The sequence below is a fragment of the Salinispora vitiensis genome, assembly GCF_000378825.1.
Classification (GTDB): Bacteria; Actinomycetota; Actinomycetes; order Mycobacteriales; family Micromonosporaceae; genus Micromonospora; species Micromonospora vitiensis.
Window position 1 is genome coordinate 4,563,771 of record NZ_KB900388.1, and the last position, 20,501, is coordinate 4,584,271.

General features: G+C 68.8%; 18 protein-coding genes and 1 pseudogene. 8 read left to right on the top strand and 11 right to left on the bottom strand.

What is annotated here, in order from left to right; translation table 11 throughout:
• Positions 1-338: 338 nt before the first annotated feature.
• Positions 339-740: a GntR family transcriptional regulator gene (locus tag SALPAC2_RS0121650; protein ID WP_018218715.1), complete on the bottom strand. Its 402-nt coding sequence runs from the start codon at positions 738-740 to the stop codon at positions 339-341.
• Between the two features lie 166 nt (positions 741-906).
• Here SALPAC2_RS0121650 and SALPAC2_RS28395 point away from each other — a divergent pair.
• Positions 907-1,242 (top strand): annotated as a pseudogene (locus SALPAC2_RS28395) (hypothetical protein); the annotation flags it as partial.
• Here the strand turns inward: SALPAC2_RS28395 and SALPAC2_RS28590 are convergent.
• Both SALPAC2_RS28590 and SALPAC2_RS0121665 read right to left on the bottom strand, forming a co-directional pair.
• Complete coding sequence (locus SALPAC2_RS28590) at positions 1,211-1,429, bottom strand: hypothetical protein (protein ID WP_027657320.1); 219 nt, start codon at positions 1,427-1,429, stop codon at positions 1,211-1,213. The pseudogene SALPAC2_RS28395 and the gene SALPAC2_RS28590 overlap by 32 nt on opposite strands.
• Positions 1,430-2,388: 959 nt before the next feature.
• The gene (locus SALPAC2_RS0121665; RefSeq protein ID WP_018218718.1) at positions 2,389-2,796 is read right to left on the bottom strand and encodes a hypothetical protein; all 408 of its coding nucleotides are present in this window, start codon (positions 2,794-2,796) and stop codon (positions 2,389-2,391) included.
• 678 nt (positions 2,797-3,474) lie between these two features.
• Between SALPAC2_RS0121665 and SALPAC2_RS0121670 the strand changes: the two genes are divergently transcribed.
• The 3 genes from SALPAC2_RS0121670 (at position 3,475) to SALPAC2_RS0121680 (ending at position 4,685) form a co-directional block, all read left to right on the top strand.
• Positions 3,475-3,705: a GntR family transcriptional regulator gene (locus SALPAC2_RS0121670; RefSeq protein ID WP_018218719.1), complete on the top strand. Its 231-nt coding sequence runs from the start codon at positions 3,475-3,477 to the stop codon at positions 3,703-3,705.
• Positions 3,706-4,032: 327 nt separating this feature from the next.
• Positions 4,033-4,287: a FitA-like ribbon-helix-helix domain-containing protein gene (locus tag SALPAC2_RS0121675; RefSeq protein WP_026185006.1), complete on the top strand. Its 255-nt coding sequence runs from the start codon at positions 4,033-4,035 to the stop codon at positions 4,285-4,287.
• Positions 4,269-4,685, top strand: coding sequence for a type II toxin-antitoxin system VapC family toxin (locus tag SALPAC2_RS0121680; protein ID WP_026185007.1), 417 nt, complete (start codon positions 4,269-4,271; stop codon positions 4,683-4,685). The genes SALPAC2_RS0121675 and SALPAC2_RS0121680 overlap by 19 nt, the downstream gene beginning before the upstream one ends.
• 211 nt (positions 4,686-4,896) lie before the next feature.
• Here SALPAC2_RS0121680 and SALPAC2_RS0121685 read toward each other — a convergent pair whose 3' ends face one another.
• Positions 4,897-6,600, bottom strand: coding sequence for a right-handed parallel beta-helix repeat-containing protein (locus SALPAC2_RS0121685; protein WP_018218721.1), 1,704 nt, complete (start codon positions 6,598-6,600; stop codon positions 4,897-4,899).
• A gap of 64 nt (positions 6,601-6,664) precedes the next feature.
• Here SALPAC2_RS0121685 and SALPAC2_RS0121690 point away from each other — a divergent pair, with 64 nt between their 5' ends.
• Positions 6,665-7,408 (top strand): TetR/AcrR family transcriptional regulator, encoded by a 744-nt coding sequence (locus SALPAC2_RS0121690; protein ID WP_223874112.1) that lies wholly within the window; start codon positions 6,665-6,667, stop codon positions 7,406-7,408.
• Between the two features lie 329 nt (positions 7,409-7,737).
• Positions 7,738-10,410 (top strand): DEAD/DEAH box helicase, encoded by a 2,673-nt coding sequence (locus tag SALPAC2_RS0121695; RefSeq protein ID WP_018218723.1) that lies wholly within the window; start codon positions 7,738-7,740, stop codon positions 10,408-10,410.
• On the opposite strand, the gene SALPAC2_RS0121700 is transcribed toward SALPAC2_RS0121695, so the two are convergent.
• Entirely contained in the window at positions 10,362-13,079 is a 2,718-nt protein-coding gene (locus SALPAC2_RS0121700; RefSeq protein ID WP_018218724.1) for an ABC transporter permease, read from the bottom strand. The genes SALPAC2_RS0121695 and SALPAC2_RS0121700 overlap by 49 nt on opposite strands.
• A complete protein-coding gene (locus SALPAC2_RS0121705) occupies positions 13,079-13,834 on the bottom strand; it encodes an ABC transporter ATP-binding protein (protein ID WP_018218725.1) in 756 nt (251 codons plus the stop codon). Before SALPAC2_RS0121705 ends, SALPAC2_RS0121700 begins: the two co-directional genes overlap by 1 nt.
• 450 nt (positions 13,835-14,284) lie before the next feature.
• Between SALPAC2_RS0121705 and SALPAC2_RS0121710 the strand changes: the two genes are divergently transcribed.
• Together SALPAC2_RS0121710 and SALPAC2_RS0121715 are read left to right on the top strand one after the other, a co-directional pair.
• The gene (locus tag SALPAC2_RS0121710; protein ID WP_223874111.1) at positions 14,285-15,391 is read left to right on the top strand and encodes a sensor histidine kinase; all 1,107 of its coding nucleotides are present in this window, start codon (positions 14,285-14,287) and stop codon (positions 15,389-15,391) included.
• Positions 15,388-16,080, top strand: a complete 693-nt coding sequence (locus tag SALPAC2_RS0121715) for a response regulator (protein WP_018218727.1) — start codon at positions 15,388-15,390, stop codon at positions 16,078-16,080. Before SALPAC2_RS0121710 ends, SALPAC2_RS0121715 begins: the two co-directional genes overlap by 4 nt.
• A 120-nt stretch (positions 16,081-16,200) precedes the next feature.
• Here SALPAC2_RS0121715 and nshR read toward each other — a convergent pair whose 3' ends face one another.
• From nshR to SALPAC2_RS0121740, 5 genes are all read right to left on the bottom strand, one after another.
• The gene (nshR, locus tag SALPAC2_RS0121720; protein ID WP_018218728.1) at positions 16,201-17,103 is read right to left on the bottom strand and encodes an NshR/TsnR family 23S rRNA methyltransferase; all 903 of its coding nucleotides are present in this window, start codon (positions 17,101-17,103) and stop codon (positions 16,201-16,203) included.
• 10 nt (positions 17,104-17,113) lie between these two features.
• Entirely contained in the window at positions 17,114-17,518 is a 405-nt protein-coding gene (locus SALPAC2_RS0121725) for an NUDIX hydrolase (protein ID WP_018218729.1), read from the bottom strand.
• A gap of 189 nt (positions 17,519-17,707) precedes the next feature.
• Complete coding sequence (locus SALPAC2_RS0121730) at positions 17,708-18,850, bottom strand: epoxide hydrolase family protein (RefSeq protein WP_018218730.1); 1,143 nt, start codon at positions 18,848-18,850, stop codon at positions 17,708-17,710.
• An 86-nt stretch (positions 18,851-18,936) separates the two neighbouring features.
• Positions 18,937-19,932 (bottom strand): L-glyceraldehyde 3-phosphate reductase, encoded by a 996-nt coding sequence (mgrA, locus tag SALPAC2_RS0121735; RefSeq protein ID WP_026185008.1) that lies wholly within the window; start codon positions 19,930-19,932, stop codon positions 18,937-18,939.
• Between the two features lie 20 nt (positions 19,933-19,952).
• A complete protein-coding gene (locus SALPAC2_RS0121740; protein WP_018218732.1) occupies positions 19,953-20,408 on the bottom strand; it encodes a GNAT family N-acetyltransferase in 456 nt (151 codons plus the stop codon).
• Between the last annotated feature and the right edge of the window lie 93 nt (positions 20,409-20,501).

The following is a 20,501-nucleotide window of genomic DNA, read 5'->3' on the forward strand; positions in this document are numbered from 1 at the left end:
TCCTTGCGCTCGATCCTCAACGCCACCCGGCGCGCTACCTCTGCTTGGCGGACCGTCGTCCGTTGCGTTAGCCACTGCCCGGTCAGGGCGGCTACTCCGGTAAGGACGCCGACCGCGATGGTCGTAATGGCAGTCGTCACAGCAGGATCAGCCACGGTCGTATCGTCGCAGACTCCTGGTCGGGGTAGTAGCTGCCGACAGCAACGGTGACAGCAACTGGTTAGGACGAGAACAGCCGACCTTAGCCGGGCGCGGACGGTCACCCGAGGTCGCAGACGTGGATGGACCCCGCCGGACGATGCGCCCAGAACTTACAAGCGAGGGGTCATCAGCCGCTGCTACCGACCGACGCGGATGCGATCGGCCGCGTACAGCTCGCGGGATCCGTCGGCCCGGAAGATCACGATGACCGGAATGCCCTCGCCCATCTCCAGCTCGCGCCGCTCGACAGGAGTGGGCATCCGGGCGGTGGCGGTGTCGCCCTTGAGGAGAGTCACCGTCTCGGTCGGTTCGACGGCGCGAACGAACGTGCCGCGCGGCGGTTCCACGATCACGAGCCCTTCCGACCGGAGCAGCGCTACCGCCTGTCGGACGCTCGTGCGGCTCAGCCCGTACTCCTGAGCCATCCGCAGCTCGCTGGGCAGTGAAGCCCCAGGTGCGAGGTCGCCAGACGTGATCCGGTCTCGCAGCAGGTCTGCGAGCTGCCGGAACACGGCACGATCCGCACTCGGGTCGATCACGAAAGTGACGCTACGTGTCCAACAGTTCTACATCTTATTGTATCTACAGTCCTACGTCGGTGACAGGGTAGGTGCGGCGGTCGGATGACCAGCTCAGGCCCGGCCGCCGTGCCGTCGATCCATGCCCGACGGGAGATCCGGTGCAGCGCGTCTCGTATGAGGAGTACCTGGTAGCCGTCGCCCTCACCCTCGCCCGTCGGCACCGGCCGGTCTGGTCCTGGCGGAAGTGGCGGCGGATCTGCCGCTGCGGAGCCGACCTGCCCTGCCATACCCGGCACCGCATCCCCATCAATCGCGGCCACTGGCCCGGAGAGGAGACGCAGTGAACGCCGACCAGGAGCACGCGATCCTGGCCGTACACGTCCGAGGGCTCGACGGCATGTGCGTCGGCTGCCGCACCTGGTGGTCGCGCCTGGCCCCGTACCCGTGCTGGCAGGTGGACTGGGCGACCAGCCGGCAGGCCCGGACGATCACGGCCCGCTTCCTCGGCGGTGTGCGGTGACCACCCACGGCCCCGTCATGCCGATCTGGAACTGTGCCGGCTGCAACGCCGCCTGGCCCTGCCCGACCTGTCGACGGGAACTGCGGGCCGAGTTCGCCGACGCCCAGTCTCCCTCGCCCTCTACCTCGGCTCCTATCTCGTCCAGGCCGCCGAAGACCTGACGTGGGTGCCAGCCGGCGCCCTGCACCGCAGGTTCCTTGGCTGGACCCGGGAAGCGGAAGGAACCGCGCCAGCAGTACAGCAGCGAAGTACAGCAACCGTGGCAACCGAACTCGGCCACGACGCACGCCAGCAGGCCGGATGACCTCGCACCGCGCCCGATCCGGCCGGCTCGCCGGCAATCCTTAGGTTCAGGGTTCGAGTCCCTGGCGGCCCACTCCAAGCGATACCGAAGCTCGGCTACGCGCCTGGGATGAAACGCCGCCGCTGACGAACGCAAATCTCACGGTTGACACCGGAAAAAGTGAACCGGAGGAGGTGGCCCGTCAGATTTACAAGGCTATGCCGTAGCCGTATGGTTGCAGCCCACCGCATGCTTGACGGTTGGGCTAGTTGTCCTACTCCGACTTTCTTCGGTTGGGTAACTCCTTCAACCGGCGCAGGACACCACGACTGAAGCGTTGCCTGGTCTCGCATGATGGTTGACGAAACGGCGTCGCAGGATGTTTGACACCGGGTCATGATCGGATACTGGTCGTGATCTGGTTGTTGGCATCGATGGTATGGCGCGGCGGGGCGTGTCTGGCCGGGCGACTCCGTGTGTGGGGTTAGACAAGCCGGAGGACCTCTACGAGTTGAGAGAAGGTCGGGGTGACGGCCTGCCAGGAACGTCAAGGGACTCGGCGCAACGGAGGAAGGAACCTTTCGGAACCACCGCATTCTGCGAGACGGCCACATCCGGCACTTGATCTACTACAGCGTCACCGCCGAGGACTGGCCAGAGGTAAGCAGGAAGTTGAACGCGGGTCGGGTAGCTAGGGGAGTCTCGGCGCTCGGCTGAGTCGACCGGGCGCGCACCCACCGAGGAGATGCCAGCCGGCTGCCGGCGATATCGGGCCTCAGGACCCGCGTGACAGATCACTCTCGGGACGTGCGTGACACGTCCGGCTAGGCGATCATGTTGATCCTGCGTCAGGCTAGACACTTTTATAGGTCATCAGGGCCTAGCTTGCTCAACGAACGCCGTCGTAGCTCGCCTCGTAGCGTGAAGACGGCCGAGATCAGGAGGGTCACGGAAATCGCGCCGACCGCTTGTGCGATCCGGTCGATGCGATGGCCGGTGCAAGCGCGGTACGCCTTTACATGGTAGTACCTCATCTCCTCCAAGTGGTCCCAGTGATACTCCCCGTCCCTCAGGGTCGGGCGGGGTTCCCACGGTCCCAAGTCCATGTCAAGGGCGTTGCCGCAGCTCGCGTACTTCTCGTGATCCCCGGGCCCGATACGGATTGGTGCGGCCAGCAGAAACGCGACTACGACCGTACCGAGCAACACGACGAGGAACGGGCTCAGCCACGCAAAGCGCCTTGGTTTGGCCTCAACTGACTTGATCGTCACCGGGCCGATGATAGAGCCTGCTCGGCATTCACATGCGCCCTCGCCCTCCTCCATTCAGGACAGACACGGTCGCTTGCACTCGGCGAAGTGTCATGCAGGTCCTGATACGGGTCTGTCACGCAGGTCCCGAGACCGGACACCACGACTGAAGCGTGTGTGTTCAGAGTTTCTTTACTTGGTCAAGGGCGGGCCTTCGGCCCGCCGCCTCGTCAGCGCCGGGCCGCGCGTGCGGCCTGGCGGCCGGTCACGTCCCGGCGCACGCGGCGCACCACCTAACCGCCGCCACAACCGCCCAGACGCACACATGCAGCTCGACGCACCATAAACAGACACTGTCGACCGGAAGCGTCACCCTACGACGCCGGGGCAGGCACCATCGCGGTACAGCCCCGGAGGGCCGCGTCAGCGAGCCACGAGCAAGAAACCTGGCAAGAGGGCGGCGTCCGTCGTGGAGCAGGTAAACCCTCCAGGAGCCGAGCACGCCGTTGGTCAAGGTTGAGGTCAAAACATGGCACCTGGGAGGGAGGAGGTGGCCGTCGTGCACCAGGTAAACCCTCCAGGGGCCGAGTCCGGCGGTGGTGCGGTTGAGGTCAACTGCGCCACTGTGGCGGTGGCACATGGTGGTCCATGGTCTACCAAGCCTGACCAGGGTAGTTTCCCCCGGCATAGTGTCGGAGCATGATCGACCCTGAGGGTCCGGTGCCGGTCTACCAGCAGTTGGCGGCGATCCTGCGTGAGCGGATCGAGCGCGGAGAGCTCCCGCCCAACCGGCCGATCCCGAGCGTGGCCCGGCTCCAGCAGGAGTACGGACTGGCCCGCGGCACCATCCTGCACACCGTTCGAGTGTTGGTCGATGAGGGCCTGGTCTACGTGGTGCCCGGCAAGGGAACCTTCGTCAAGGAGCGCTAAGCGGCCAGAGCGATCAGGGCTCAGATCTCGCTGCTACTCCGTCGTCCACCTCATGATCATCAGGCATAGATCCGGCACAACCGAGCCCAAAAACGGCTGTAAAACGCCGCGAGGTGTCAACAGCTCCCGCCCTGCTCAGAGGCCAGATCCGTCCGATTCCGGATGATCTCAAGCTGGCTTGCGACGTTCAGGGTTCGAGTCCCTGGCGGCCCACACACTTCTCTGACCTGCGGCTCTTGGCCGTACCACAGTCGTCATGCGAACCAGTTGATCGAGGGGTCCGAGTCTTTCCCGGCGAGCGAGCGATGCTGCATGCATAATGAATGCATGGTTGCTCTCCAGATTCGGGACGTGCCGGAAGAAGTGCGAGACGCCCTGGCAGCCCAGGCCAGGGCGCGCGGGCAGTCACTCCAGTCATATCTGCTGGAACTGGTGGAGACGCAGGCTCGACGGCTGCGCAACACGGCGGCCCTTGATCGCTTCGCCGGCCGATCCGACGGTGCTCGCTCTCTGCCGGGGGAGAGCGCCGCAGAGTTGAACGACCAGCGGGAGCAGCGCGGATCGTGGGGAAGCGCCGCGTGATCGTCGTGGATGCGTCGGTTCTGGCCGACGCTCTGGTCGATGATGGGCCGGTCGGGGACGCGGCGCGGGCGGAACTGATCGGAGATCCGCACTGGGCCGCGCCGAGTCATCTTCTGGTCGAGGTCATGTCCGTGATCAGAGGCAAGGTCCTCGGTGGGAAGCTCGGCCTTGCCCGGGCTCAGGAAGTGATCGACGCCCTGCCTTCGTTGGTCATCGACGAGGTTGGCGTCGCGATGCTGGTCGACCGGATGTGGCAGATGCGCGGCAATGTCACGGCGTACGACGCGGCTTACGTCGCGGCGGCGGAGTTGATGGCCTGCCCACTCGTGACTGGTGATGGTCGGCTCGCCAAGGCCAGCGGTATCCGCTGCGAGATCCGACTGCTCACCGCGTCCTGACGGCGGCCGCCCGAGGATCATCGGCCCGACGCCCTTGGACCGGCCATCCTGAGTGGAAGCGGCTCACCGACCATCGTCGCACTGTGGTTCGTATGGTGGTGCCTCCGGCCCACCGAACCGGATACCCAAACGGAGGGGTTTGCGGGCCGTAGGGCCGCGGCGTAAAGCCGATACCCTGGGCCTCGCTGCAGTGCATGGCGTCCCTTCCGCCTCATGGTGACGTCCTGCGTGGTCCGGCCTTAGCCTGGAGGGTTGCCGTCACGGCGTTCAGTTCGTCCTCGTCGGGGAGAGTGGCGTTGCCTTCGTAGGTGACCCCGGCAGGTGGGTCAGCGGCGCCCACTGGATCGGCATCCCAGTAGTTGTTGCGGTAGACGACATGCTCCAGCGGTGGCGAGACGGTCAGGACCGCGGTGTTGTCCGCGCGGAGCACGACGTTCTCCTCGACGGTGACCCACGCCGCGCCGTAGTCGGTATACAGCCCGAAGTTGTATGGCGTACGCGTATCGACGATGAGATTGCCACCGACCACCGCGCTGTTCTCGGCCGAGGTGCCCTGTGGTCCAGAGAGGTAGACACCGCCCCCGTCGGCCAGCACACCCATGGTGCGCGCGGTGTGGTTGCGTAGGATGCGGGTGCCCTCGCCGGTGCCGGCGACGATGCCACAGTGCGGCACGTCGGTGATTTCGTTGTGCGCGACGGTGCAGCCGTGGGTTCCCATGATGGAGATGCCGGGAGAACCGGAGTATTCCAGTCCGACGTGGTGGACTCGGTTGTCCGCGATCAGGACCGTGCTGGCGTCGGTTACGGTGATCGCCGAGGCCGACAGGGTGTCGAAGCCGCAGCCTCGCACCGCCAGATCGGAACCGCGCGAGAACCCGACACCGGCCGCGCCCATCCGGGTGAACCGGCACCCTTCGATCTCCACGCGGGCGCAGTCGTCGAACTGGAGGCAGGCCGGAATGAGCGACGATTCGGCCGGGACCATGACCCACGCGCCTTCGCCGAACGTGATCTTGTTGATCGGGCCGCCCTCGTAGAAGCCGTTGCCGTGGTAGTGCAGGAATCCCCGCTGGTCGCCGGGCCGCAGCCACGTCGCATCGGCGAACGTCAAGCCGCGGAGGTTGACCTCGGTCGTACCGCTGGCCACCAGCAGCGTTTCGAGGACCGGGACGACCGCAGTGGTGTGCTGTGGATGCTCGCCCTCCCGGGGCAGGTAGTGCAGGAGGTGGCGGCCGACCCGGGAGCGGTCCAGGACGAAGGTGCCGGGCTCGGTGAGGAACGAGGCGTCGTTCTCCAGCCGAGTCGGCAAGCCCGGTCCGTGGGAGTTTTGTCCTTCATACGAGGAGTTGTACAGGTCGTTGGCCCAAGCGAAGGCGGGTTGAACCATCGTGATCCTGACGGGGCCGTCGCCCGTCACCGTGGCGACCGGGCAGCGGGCCTCGGTCCAGGGATACACCCCCCGGTAGACGAACTCGACGTCGGCTGGACTCTGCCAGGCCAGTGCGTCCACGACGTACCCGGTGGAGGTTGTCGTCACCTCGCCGGGCAGGCGGTCGATTCCGGCGCGTTCGGCTCTGCGGCCATCGACGTGCAGTTGACGAGCGTTCAGCTCCCCCACCTCCGCCAGCCAGACGTCGTCGGTGACGCGCCAACCGGTGACCTCGCGGCCACCGCTGATGATGACCTTCTCCTGAGCGTCGGTGCCATATCCGTACGCCTGAAAGGTGATGCCGGAGTCGGCCGCGGTGAGCGTCAGCGGCTCGGTCAGCACGTGGGTGCCCGCTCGGAGCAGGACCACGACGTCACCGTCTACCTGCCTGGCCGCGTCTCGGGCCTGGCTCATCGTGGCGAACGGTCGCTTCGCGGTGCCCGCGGAGGCGTCGTCGCCCGATGGGGCGACATGGAACTCCACCATGACGTATCCCCTTTCTCTCAAAGTTTATAGTGTAAACAGCGTTGGGTGTTGCGGGAGGATGCGAATGGCGAGCGCGGATATGGGCGACTCCGACCACACGATCGAGCTGCTGTGGCGACCCGAGGAGCCGGCACCGCCGCGACCTGGGTTGACCGTGGACCGCATCGTGCGGGCGGCCGTCGCCGTGGCCGACGCCGACGGGCTCGAAGGGCTGTCCATGCGCAAGGTCGGCGCGCGGCTCGGATTCACCAGCATGTCCCTCTATCGCCACGTGCCCGGCCGGAACCAGCTCGTGGACCTCATGTGTGACGCCGTCCTCGGACAGGTTGCCGACGCCGTGCTGACCGCCGGCGGGTGGCGGGATCGGTTGGCGGCACTGGCTCGTGCGGGCTGGGAGCTACGTCGGCGGCATCCCTGGCTGACACAGGTGCGCGGCACGCGGCGTATACCGGGCCCCAACGGTGTGACCCACTACGAACATCTACTCAGCGCAGTCGCCGACACCGGCCTCACGCCCGCTGAAACCATCGCCGTCGTCGGCCTCGTCAGCCGGTTCGTCGACGCCGAGGCCACACGCCTGGTCGAGGTGGCGTACACCGAGCAGCGCAGCGGCGTCTCGGAGCAGGACTGGTGGGGTGCCCGCGACGCACTCTATGCCCGGCTCGGTGGCTATCCGACACTCTCGTCGCTCTGGGAGGCGGGCGGCTTCGACGAGCCGGAGGATTCTTTCGAGTTCGGCCTGCGAACCGTGCTCGACGGTATCGAAGCCCTGATCCAGCATCGCCGTGACGAAAAAAGCGTGACATAACATGCCAGCTCTGAGGCAATGCAGTGCAGCGGTCCGCTTCCGGACGCCCGCGTAGGCAGGGCTCAGGCGAGGTAGTTCTTTGTCCGTCTCAGGTTATTCCGAGTAGTTGTAGTGGTCGGGATGGCTTGGGCGGTGGTCAGGTTCGTGATCGAGTAGACGGTGATGGCGGACCAGCGGCCGGAAGCGGGTCAGCTCGTTGGTCTTTGGTCCGCTACCTCATTCGTCGCGGTAGCGGCAGTGTGCGATCTGCACTGTGTCTTCGGAGGCCCCGTTGGGGTAACGGTCCACTACGATACCGTGCCTAGATCCCATCGATCTCAGCGGTGAGCATGAATAAGACGGAGCGTGAGGAGATTCGTCGCTTCGCGGCGGACTTCAGCCAGTGGAGCCACCGCGCCGAGGACGTGCAGGACTGGCGCCAGGCTGTCGTAGAGGCGGCCAGCCGCGACGAAAAGACCCTGCGGGCGCGGAGCGTCATGGTGGGTCGAGCCGGGCAGGCCGCTTGGCGCGTACTCACACTCCAGAGGAGTGACGCCGGAGTTGTCACTCGCCTCTGGGAGCGCGCGACGCTTCCCGTGCTGACCGCTGCTGACCGCACGCTGCTGCATCTCCTCGCGGCGGACGTACCCCGCGCCGTCTCCGAGGTCGCGCCGATGCTCGGGGTGCGCCGCTTCTTCGCCGGGTCGGCAAAGAAGCAGTCGGCGGAGGCGGCCGGCGAGTTGTTACGTGCTCACCATGCGGCGCTTCTCCGCAGCGACGGCCCCGGTCGACTTGAACGGCTTGGTGCCTTCACTGCGCCCGTCGACCCCCGACGGCTCGGGTTCCAGACACTGCTTGACCCCGCCCTCCGCTTCGACCTTGTCTCTGGGCGGACGGGCCCGGTACCCGAGATCCTGGACCGGCCAGTCATCGACGGGCTGCCGGAAGCGCTGGGTGCCATCGCGAAGGTCGTCGCCAGCGAAGCCTCGTACAGATCGGTTGCCCACGACGCGGGTGAGAAGGTGAGACGGGCCGAGGTCCAACGGATCCTGAATGAGATGCCTGTGGATGCGCTGAAGACCGCTACCCGGGATCGCCTCCGGCTTGGGCCACTCGCCGGGGCGGGGGTCAGCACGGTGCAGGGGGTACTGGACTGTGGCTGGTCCCTCCAAGCGCTACCGGGCGTCGGCGAGACCTCCGCGCGGCGCATGCTCGGCGCAGCGCAGACCCTCCGGCAGGCGACCTACGACGAGGTGCCAGTCCGCATCGACCTCAACCACCGTCACCCCGAAACCACCCAGCTGCTGCGTTGCCTCGCCGATTGGGACTCGTGCCGGCAGACCCGAGGCGCGGCTGCGGACCTCGAACGTGCATCGGAACTCGCACCGCTGCGAGCCGCGATCGACAGCGAGACCACTCACCTGCTTGTGATCCCGACCAGGCAACTCCCGGCAGCTGGACTTTCCGAGAGCATCCAGATCGTCAAACGGCGAGCCGAACTACTGGGCATGTCGTCCGGATCGCGCCGCAGGAACGTCGCCGGAGACCCGTGGGACGACTTCCTCGCTCGGCCCGCCGACTACTTCGCCATGCTCGCCGAACTGGGGTTCGTCACCGAAGACGAGAACGCCTCGCATGGTGATCTACCCGAAGAGATCATCCAGGCGGTCCGCGACCAAGCGCTCAACGGCGAACACCTGACGGCGTCGCTGCGCGGCTACCAGAGCTTCGGTGCCCGCTTCGCCCTGGTACAGCGCAAGGTCATCATCGGGGACGAGATGGGACTCGGCAAAACCGTCGAGGCGATCGCCGTCCTCGCGCACCTGCGAAGCAGAGGTAAGACACACTTCCTCGTCGTTTGTCCGGCCGCAGTGGTGACCAACTGGGTCCGTGAGGTCTCCGCCAAGTCGAAGCTGCGAGCATGCCGAGTCCACGGACCGGAGCGCGAACGCGCAGCCCGAGTGTGGATGCGTGACGGCGGGGTTGCCGTGACCACGTACGAGACCCTGGCGTGGTGGGAACGCGTGCTGCGGGAGCTCCACGACCTCGCGTGTGTCGTCGTTGACGAGGCCCACTACATCAAGAACCCTCAAGCGCAGCGGACGGTCCGAACCAAGCGGCTTGTGGAGAGATCGGAACGCGCGATCCTGCTTACCGGCACGCCGCTGGAGAACCGGGTCGACGAGTTTCGCAACCTGGCCTCCCACGTACGTCCGGACCTCACCGTGGACGCCAGCGACCTGTCGCCGCGGATGTTCCGCAGGCAGATCGCGCCGGCCTACCTGCGCCGGAATCAGGAGGACGTGCTGACCGAACTTCCGGAGTTGATCGAGGTCGAGGATTGGCTGCCCCTCTCCGGGGCGGACAGCTCACGGTATCGGGGCGCGGTCGAGCGCGGGAACTTCATGGAAATGCGCCAGGCGGCGATGCTCGAAGGACCGCAGTCCACCAAGATGCAGCGCTTGATCGAGATCGTCCGCGAAGCGGAGGAGAACGGGCGCCGGGTCATCGTGTTCTCCCACTTCAGGGAGGTCCTCGGCCTCGTCGCCCGGTCGTTGCCCGGGCCGGTGTTCGGGCCACTCACCGGCTCTGTACCAGCCGGCCAACGCCAGCAGATGGTGGACCAGCTCTCCTCCGCCAGGCACGGCGCCGTCCTCGTGGCCCAGATCGTCGCCGGCGGTGTCGGGCTCAACATCCAGTCCGCGTCTGTCGTCGTCATTTGTGAACCGCAGCTCAAGCCGACGACTGAGGCGCAAGCCGTCGCCCGCGCGCACCGGATGGGACAGGTGCGCTCCGTGCAGGTCCACCGGCTGCTGTCCGAGGACGGCGTGGACCAGCGAATCACCGAACTGCTGGCGAGGAAGAGGCGGATCTTCGACGAGTTCGCCCGGGTCAGCGAGATGGCTGACTCTAGTCCGGAGGCCGTGGACCTGTCCGAGGCGGAGCTCGTTCGGCAGGTCGTGGCAGCCGAGCGTCAACGCCTGTCCGCACGTGCTTCCACCCAGACCGGTGTAGCCGGGTAACGCGACGGCGGTGGCTGGTCCAATCCCGGCGGAGAGGGAGAACCGGGCCGATTGTTCGTTGACCCGTGGTTTCTCAGCGCCCGCGCCGCCCGGCGACCGGGCAGCACCGACGCCAGGACGGTCACGGCGACGGCGCCGAGGACGATCACCGGTAGCGCGTAGCCGGGCAGCCGGGCCGCGATCAGATCGCTCTCCGTGACGAACTGCGCCAGGCGCACCACGCCCAGCGCGGTCGTCACGCCGAGCCCCGTGCCCAGCACGACGACCGTCGCCGCCTCCCACCGGACCAGCGCCTGGATCTGCCGTTCCGTGGCGCCGACCGCGCCGAGGACGCGGAACTCGTGACTGCGCTCGGCGACCGACAGGGACAGCGTCGTCGCGACACCGAACAGCGCCGTGACGATGGCGACGCCCAGGAAGACGTAGAGCAGCATGGGATCGAAGACCAGCCCGCCGCCCGGCCCGGTCAGGTAGGCGCGGGGCGGGTCGATCCGTGCGGTGGGGACGTCTGCCACCGCCTCCCGAAGCCCGTCGGCGACCGGTTCGGCCCCGGTGATCAGGACCGCGGAGACGAACGCCACCGGATCGATCGCCCGGATCGTGGCCGGGGTGACGAGCGCGTCCCCGAGCATCACCCGCGCTTCGGGTGAGTACGTCGCGACAACCTCCAGGCTCTGGACGCCCGCCGTGGCCTGCACGGTCAACCGGGTACCCACCGGCCAGTCGTACGCCTCGGCGAGGTCCGCGGCGACGGCGATCTGCCCGTCGGTGAGCCGGGACACAGGCGGGTCGGCGGCCCCGAGGTCGACGAGCGTGGCCACCGCAGCCCCCCGCCCGCCGGTGACGGCGAGCGGCGGCACGACGGTCGGCCGGCCACGGACCCTCGGCGGCGGAATCGGATCGGTGACCGTGGTACGAGCCCGCACCAGATCGGCGGACTCCCGCACCCCGGCTACCGCGGCAACGTCGGCCGCAACCGAGGCGGGCAGCCCACTCCCTCCGTCGGTGCTCACCACCAGGTCGGCCCGAACAGCGACCGTGCCCCGGTCCGCCCGGCCTTCGGTGATCGAGGTGACCAAGGCCCAGGTCACCGTCGCCAGGGCCACGGTCAGCATCAACAGGGATGCGGCCGCGGCCACTCGGCGCGGGCTGCGCACGATGAAGGCACGCGCCATCCGGCCGACGTCCGGGCGCAGCATGACGGCGAGTGCGCCGACCAGCCGGCCGAGCGGCGGCACCGCGTACGGCCCGAGCACGGCCAGCGCGGAGAGCAGCAGCAGGCCGGCCAGGATGGCGGCCGCGCCGGCCGACGTCACGCCCTCCGGCGTCGGATCCTCCCGCCGAGCCAGGAAGCTGAGGGCCACGAACATGCCGGCCATGGCGAGCACCGGCAGGGCAGCGACGAGGCGCCGCCGGGACCGGCCCGACGGATCGGCCGACGACGCAGCGAGCGACTCGACCGGAGGCGCCAGCGACGCCCGCCACGCCGGGCGGGCGGACGCCGACCAAGAAATCAGCAGACCTGCGGCAAGCGGCGGCAGCAGATAGGCAAGGCCGAGTTGTGGACCGACGCCACCGGTGTCCAGGCCGGTGCCGGCCAGCGACGCGGCCAGCAGGCGCGCGACGCCGAGACCGACGAGGAGGCCGAGCAGACCCGCGGCGAGGCCGACGACGACTGCCTCGGCGCGCAGCAGCAGCCGCACCTGGCGCGGCGTCATGCCAACGGTCAGCAACAACGCCAGCTCCCGCGAGCGCTGGCGGGCGAGCGTGCCGAACGTTCCCGCTAGCACGAACACCCCGACGAACGCACCGACCAGGGCCAGCATGCCGAGGTTGGTGGTGATCTGGGCGGCCCGCTCAGCGAGCGTGCGCCGTTGGGACGCCCGCACCTCCGCGCCGGTACCCACCCACACCTGCGCATCGGGGTTGGCGTCGGCGACCACGTCCCCGACGCGTGTCGCCAGCGCCGCCTGGCCGGTCCCGGGTGCGGCGGCAACCCAGAGCGCCTGCCAGTCGTCGCCGAGCCCGGCGGCCCGGCGTACCCGGGCGGGCTCGGTGAGTACGGTGAGGCCGCTCAGCGACCCGTCACCGTCGCCGACCGTCACCACGCCGACGACCGTCACCCGGACCGCCTCGTCCGGCAGCATCAGGACGGTGACATCACCCGGCCGAAGTTCGCCGCCGCGCGCGGTCTGCCGGTCGATGACGACCTCGTCGGCCGCCTCCGGCGCCCGGCCCGCCACGAGCGCGTACGGCGACAGTTGCGGGGCGGCGATCCACGGCCGCAGGTGGCTGCCACCGCCGACCGGCGGGGCGACGACCCGGCCTTCGGCACCGACGATGTCGGCCGGCACCGCCGCGTCACCGGCCGCCGCGGCGACGCCCGGCAACGCGGCGACCCGTTCGACCGTCGCCGCGGACACCCGAGCGCCGGAACCGCTCTCCGGACCCCGCACGGGCGCGTCACCGGGCCGGGCGACCAGGGAGACGGTGGCGTACTCGCTGCCGCCGACGTCGTCCGTCGCGGTGGCGAACTGGAGGATGAACTGCGACGACCCCGCGAGCAGACCGGTGGCGAGCGCACCGGCTGCGATGGTGCCGACGAGCCGGGGCCACCGCTCGGCCACCGTGCGGCGGGTGATCAGCCAGAGGAGCCGCGCGCCGGCCATCAGCTCGGTTCCGGGATCCGGCGCAGCCGCGCCAGGACCTCGTCGACGGTCGGCTCGGCGAGGGTGTCGACGGTCCGACCGTCGGCGAGGAACAGCACCTCGTCGGCGTAGGCCGCGGCGGTCGGATCGTGTGTGACCATCACGATGCTCGCGTTCTCCGTCTCGACCGCCTCGCGCAGGAACCGCAGCACCTCCGAGCCGGAACGGGAGTCGAGGTTGCCGGTCGGCTCGTCGGCGAAGACCACGTCCGGCCGGGTGAGTAACGCTCGGGCGATCGCCACCCGCTGCTGCTGACCGCCGGAGAGTTGGGCCGGCCGGTGGTCCAGCCGGTCGGCGAGGCCGAGCCGGGCCACCAACTGGGCCATCCAGGCGCGGTCGACCCGGCGGCCGGCGAGATGAGCGATCATGGTGATGTTCTCCTCCGCCGTGAGGACCGGCAGCAGGTTGAACGCCTGGAACACGAAGCCCATCCGCTCCCGGCGGAGCTTGGCCAGCGCGGTCCGGTTCAACCGGGCGAGTTGCTGACCGGCGACCACCACCGCACCGGACGTCGGCCGGTCGAGGCCGGCCAGGCAGTGCAGGAACGTCGACTTGCCCGAGCCGGACGGGCCCATGACCGCCGTGAAACGGTTCCGGGCAAAGGACACCGACACGCCGTCCAACGCGCGGACCGCCCCTTCGCCGCTGCCGTACACCCGCCTCAGGTCTTGTGCGGTGACGGCCGCACCGCTCGCCGTTGTCTCGTTCGCCCGCATTCCCTCGCGTTCCTCCCCGTTCGATGCCCTACCTGGATGCACGAGCCGGGCACGAGAATGGCCGGATCATCCGTTCCTACGCTGTCCGACATGGATGCCTCCGTCCCCCGGCGATCTGCAGCCTGCTGATCTCGACGGCGTCCCTGGCCACGAGTCTGCCGAAGCGTGCTCGATGGGGCGTCGGGCCACGGACGACGCTTCGGCTACATCCTGCGGCCAGCTTCGCGGGCAACGGCTGGCCTCCGGATGTACGCACGAGTCCACTGCCGGTCGGGCGACGGGCCACGACCGGGCGACTAACCTGGGTGGGTGCTCGCTGACCGGCTGCCGCCCCACCGGGATTCCCCCGGCCGAGGCGGGACGGGCTCACCAGGCCCGGTGGCCCGCTGGGGCCGGGCGGCACGGCACGGCCTTGCTGGGGAGGTCGGGCCGGCGCTCATCGTGCTTGCGGTGAGCCTGTCGGCCACGGCCGTCATCGGCTGGGGGGACGGCGCGCCCCGCCCCCCGCTGGCGTTCGGCTATCTGCTGTTGGCCGCCGACGCCGCCCTGATCGCACTGCGCCGCCGCTGGCCGTTGGTCATGCTCGCCGGCACGCTCGCGCTGTCCCTTACGTACCACGGTCTGAACTTTCCCGGTGGTGCGTTCACCATCCCGCCCGCCGTGGCGATCTACTTCGCCGTCGTGTCGCGGCACCGGCTTGCGGCCGGGATGACCGCCCTCGCTTTCCTGGCCGGGGTATTCCTGTTCGGACCGCTACACGACCGTGAGCCCAACACGCAGGGCGCGGTCTGGCTGGTCGCCTGGCTTTCGCTGATCATGGCGGTGGGGGAGGCGGCCCGCAGCCACCAGGAGCGGCTGCGTCAGGTGCAGGAGCGGGCAGCGCTGGCCGAGGCCACCCGCGAGGAAGAAGCCCGGCGTCGCGCGGTGGAGGAGCGGATGCGGATCGCCCGCGAGCTACACGACGTGCTGGCCCACCGCATCTCGACCGTGACGATCCAGGCCGGGGTCGCGGCCCACCTGATCGACCGCGACGTCGACCAGGCGCGTGCGGCGCTGCTGGCCATCCGGGAGACCAGCCGTGGTGTGCTCGTCGAAATGCGGTCGACGCTCGGCATGCTGCGCCGGGTTGACGAGGACGAGTTGCCCACCGATCCGGTGCCCGGCATGGCCGACCTCGACAGTCTCGTCCGGGACGCGGAGGCCAATGGGGTCGACGTCGCGCTCGACGTGGCCGACGTGGCCGACGTGCGGGCCGTCCTGCCGGCCAGCCTCGACCTCGCGGTCTACCGCATCGTGCAGGAGTCGTTGACCAACGTGATCCGGCACTCTGGTGCCGTCCGTGCCCGGGTCCGGATCGTTCACGAGCGCGGCGAGGTGGCGGTCGAGGTCCGGGACGACGGCCGCGGTGCGCCGCCCGAGCCGTTCCCGCAGGGTAACGGCCTGCTCGGCATGCGGGAGCGGGTGGCCGCGGTCAACGGGACCTTCGAGGCGCGCGGTGCCGACGACGGCGGCTTTGTGGTCAGCGCCCGGATGCCGCTGGGCGGCGATTCCCGATGATCCGGGTGATGCTGGCCGACGACCAGACCCTGGTCCGGGCTGGTCTGCGTTCGCTGCTGCAGTCCGAGCCGGACATTGAGCTCGTCGGTGAGGCCGCCGACGGCGAGCAGACCCTGCGGGTCGCTGCGCAGGCGCGACCGGACGTGCTGCTGATGGACATCCGCATGCCCCGGATGGACGGCATCGAGGCGACCCGGCGGATCGCCGCTCAGCCCGCGCTGTCCGGCATCCGTATCGTCATCCTCACCACATTCGAGCACGACCAGTACATCTTCCGTAGCCTGCGGGCCGGGGCGAGCGGCTTCCTGGTGAAGGACATCGAGCCGGCCGCGCTACTGCAGGCGGTGCGCGTGGTCGCCGCTGGCGAGGCCCTGCTCGCGCCGTCGGTGACGCGCCGGCTGATCGAGGAGTACGCGGCGCGCAGCCACGAGCCGCCAGCGGCGCCCGACCTCGACCAGCTCACCGCCCGGGAACGGGAGGTGCTGGTACTGGTCGCCGGTGGCCTGACCAACCAGGAACTCGCCGAGCGGATGAGCTGCAGTGTCGCGACCGCAAAGACCCACGTGAGTCGCGTGATGACGAAACTGGGCGCCCGGGACCGTGTGCAGCTCGTGGTGTTGGCCTACGAATGGGGCTTGGTGCGGCCCGGCTGGCGCGACGCGGGTCCGGTCACCAGGCGGCCGTCGTGAGATACGTCCGTTCGAAGCGGGCTGCCGAAGGAGACAGCGCCACCGAGTCGTTCAAGGCGTCGGCCGGTGCGTTCGAGGGTGGGCCGCCGGATCACTGATCAGGGCGCGGCCGCTCCCCGGTTACCGGCCGGGGCGGCCTCGGTGTCCCGACCGTACGGGTCTGCCGCTGCGCCGGGGAGCGCCCTGCCGGCCGTTCCCCGCCGGGCGCGGCGAGGGGCTTCGTGCGGGGAGGTTCCAGGAGGACCGCTCGTACAGGGCGATCCCGGCGCAGACCGAGACGTTCAGCGACTCCGCGTCCGGATTGAGGGGGATCGACACGGTGCTGCTGGCGATGCTCTCGAATGACTGCGACGTGCCCGTCTTCTCCGCGCCGAGCAGGAGGGCGAGCGGCTCGTCGGCGTCGCGCAGATCGCTGACCGCCAGATCGCCGTCCGTGTCGAAGGCGATCAGCGGGACTCTGCTGTGCCGGAAGTGGTCGATCGCCTCGGCCCGGGACGCGAGCACGATCGGCAGTGAGAAGACGTAGCCTCGGCTGGCCCGGACGAGGCGTCGGTCGGCGACGGTGGTCAGGTCGCTGTCCACGAGCACGATGCCGGCGGCGCCGAGCGCGAAGGAGGTGCGCACGATGGCGCCGATGTTGCCGACGATCTTCACGCCGTCTAGGACGATGATGTCACCGGTCGTACGGGACAGATCGTTGAAGCTCCACGGCCGCGGCGTGCGTGCCACACCGAACACCTTGGGCTTCTTGTCGACCTTGAACAGGTTGCTCATGATCGGGACCGCGACTAGGCGAACGGGAATGTTTCGCTGCCGGCACGCGGCGAGCACCTCGTCGGGGAAGGGGCTGCTCTCGACGCCGTAGACCTCGACGAAGTCCAATCCCGCGCGGATGCACTCCACGAGCGGCTCGGCATCCTCGATGAGCACGGTGCGGACGGCGGATCGCGAGTGCTTGACGACGTCGCTGATCCGCTGCACGGCCGGATCCGACCGTTCGGTGATGACATCGAGGCTTACCACGGGCGCGACCCTAGCACAAGCCCCTTTCGCTTCCGCTATCTGACTCGAGCCGGGTGAACCAGTCGTCGATCGAGCGCCGGTACCCGTCGGGCATGGGCAGGTCCGCGATCTCGTCGGCGGCGAACAGGCGGCCTTCCTTGTGTTCGAAGCTCACCGTGATCGGGGAGTCGTCGTCGGCGAAGCAGCCGTAGGTCACGATCAGCACGTTGACGCCGTCGCGGATGTGGTACTGCCAGGAGTCGAGGATCGGGCCGACCCGTACCGTCCAGCCCGTCTCCTCGCTGATCTCTCGGCCGACGCAGGCGGCCGGGTCCTCGCCGGGTTCGAGCTTGCCGCCGGGCAGTTCCCACTCTTCGCGCTCGTTGCGGAGCAGCAGAACACGGTTGTCGCGGAGGCAGACGCCTTTGATGGACACCGGATAGGCGTGTGGTCGATACAAGTGAGTTTCCTTCCGCGGTCGGTTGGCTCGATGATATCGATGGCAGTGGTGCCGACGCCGGGGGCTGGCAAACGTGACCGGAAGCCGTGACCGGAAGGAGCCTCGCCAAAGTAGCTGGATGGCCCGGCTGTCGCCGGGCCATCCTCGAAACGTGGGCCCGCGGGGTCAGGTGATGGTGCGAAAGAAGGCGCGGATGTCGTTCGCCAGCAGTTTGGTGGCGTCCATCGCGGGGAAGTGGCCGCCTTCGGTGAATTCGCTCCAGTGGCTGATTGCCTGCCCCGGGTCCATCGCGCGGCGTACGAGTGGGTGGGTGTTGAACACGGCCCATCCGGTCGGCACGGGGGCGGCCATGACCAGGTCGAGGCCGGAGTGCTCGGCCTCGTAGTAGAACTGGGCGCTGGACGCGCCGCTGCGGGTGAACCAGTAGAGGCTGATGTTGGTGAGGAGCTGGTCGCGGTCGACCGACTCGTCCGGGGTCTGGTAGGTGCCGTTGGCCTTGTTCTTGAACTTTTCGGCGATCCACGCGAGCTGGCCGACCGGCGAGTCGGTGAGGGCCGCACCGATGGTGTCGGGGCGGTGGTTGTGCATCAGCAGGTACCCGCGGTCGGCCGCGTCCTCGGTGCGTACGGCTTCGATCTGGGCGACTTCGTCCGCGGAGAGGCCGTCGGGGTAGGGGAACTTGTCGCCGACCAGCCCGAGCAGGTGGGGGTCGATGCCGAGGTGCGTACCGATGACCCGCTCCGGGTATTCGGCGGCGAGGCGGCCGGTGGTGCCCGAGCCGATGTCGGTGCCGTGGGCGGCGAACCGCTCGTAGCCGAGACGCGTCATGATCTCGGCGTAGGCGGCCGCGGTCCGCGCCAACTCCCAGCCGGTCCCGGACAGCGGGGTGGAGAAGCCGAAGCCGGGCAGCGACGGGATGACCAGGTGGAACTCGTCGGTCAGCAGCGGGATGAGGTGCTGGTATTCGACGAATGAGCCGGGCCAGCCGTGGTTCAGCATCAGCGGGGTGGCCTGCGGGTTCGTCGATCGTACGTGGACGATGTGGAACGTCTGGCCGTTGACGACCGTGGTGACCTGTTCGTACTCGTTGAGGTTGGCCTCCTGTGCCCGCCAGTCGAACCCGTCGTGCCAGTACTCGGCGAGTTCCTTCAGGTACACCAGCGGGATGCCGCGGCTGAAGTCGCTGGGGTCGTCGCGGCCGGGCGTCGGGTGGGGCCAGCGGGTGTGGGCCAGCCGGTTACGCAGGTCGTCGAGGTCGGCCGGTGGGATGTCGATGCGAAATGGGGTGAGCGCGTTGTTCTCGTGCATGGCACCGACGGTCTCAGGCAAAGCGGCAGGTTAGCTTCCGCGATTGCCGAGAGAGTGGTGAAAGTAGTAGAGACCTCGGGCCGACGTCAGTCGAGCTGGCGGTCGATTTCGGCCAGTTCCTCGGTGGTCAGCTCGAGGTTGTCCAACGTGGCGAGGTTGGCCTCGAGTTGGGCGACACTACTGGCGCCGATGATCAGACTGGTCATCCGGGGATCGCGCAGGGCCCAGGCGAGTGCGAGCTGCGCGAGGGACTGGCGGCGACGTTGGGCGATGGCGGCGAGGCCGCGGATGGTGACCAGCCGCTCCGGGCTCACGTCCCGCTCGGAGAGGTGGACGCTGGTGCGGACCCGGGAGTCGGCCGGGATGCCGTCGAGGTAGCGGTCGGTGAGCAGGCCCTGGGCCAGGGGGCTGAAGGAGATGCAGCCCGCGCCGACCTCCGCGAGGGTGCCGAGCAGGCTGTCTTCCTCGGTCCAGCGGTTCAGCATCGAGTACGACGGCTGGTTGATCAGCAGCGGGGTGCCCAGGTCGCGCAGGATCGCCGCGGCCCGCCGGGTCTGTTCGGCGGTGTAGTTGGAGATGCCGACGTAGAGCGCCTTGCCGGCCCGGACGACGGCGTCGAGGGCGCCCATCGTCTCTTCCAGCGGGGTGTTCGGGTCGTACCGGTGGCTGTAGAAGATGTCGACGTAGTCGAGCCCGAGGCGGCGGAGCGACTGGTCCAGCGAGGCGACGAGGTACTTGCGGGATCCCCACTCGCCGTACGGGCCGGGCCACATCAGGTAGCCGGCTTTGCTGGAGATGACCAGTTCATCGCGGTACGGCTTCAGGTCGGTGGCGAGCATCCGACCGAAGTTCTCCTCGGCGGCACCCGGCGGCGGGCCGTAGTTGTTGGCGAGGTCGAAGTGGGTGACTCCGAGGTCGAAGGCCCGGCGGACGATGTCCCGCTGCCGATCGAAGGGGCGGTCGGGCCCGAAGTTGTGCCACAGGCCGAGCGAGATCGCCGGTAGGCGGAGGCCACTGGCCCCGCTGCGCCGGTAGGTCATCTGGTCGTAGCGGGTGGCGGCGGCCTGGTAGGTCACGATCAGGAGCGTAGCCGCCGATCCGGTCAGGCGAGTTCGCGGGCGTAGCAGACGGAGAGCGACTCGTCCTGGTACGGGCCGAAGTTGGCGATGCGGTGGTAGCCCTCGCGTTCGTAGAAGCGGATCGCGTCGGGCTGGGCGGGGCCGGTCTCCAACAGCAGGGTCCGTACGCCGGCGGTGCGGGCGGCATCCTCCAGGGCCTGCAGGATGGCGGTCGCCACGCCGGTGCCGCGGGCGTCCGGCTCGACGTACATCCGTTTGATCTCGGCGGATTCGGTGGAGAGGAAGCGGAGGCCACCGCAGCCGAGCGGGGCGCCCCCGTGGTCGCGGGCGACGAGGAAGACGGGGATGCTGTCGGCGGTGGGCGGGGCGCCCGGCTCGTGGTTGTCGCTGCGGTAGCGCGCGTCCAACTCGGCGCGTTGCGCGGCGCGCAGTCGGGTGCTGTCGGTGGACTCCCACGGCTCGGGGCGGACGGAGATCACAGGTCCTCCTTAGTTCGTGCCGGTCGCACCCCAGCGGGGGACCGCTCGTAACAAGCGTTACCGTAACGTACGTTACGAGATAGGGGTGGGCGC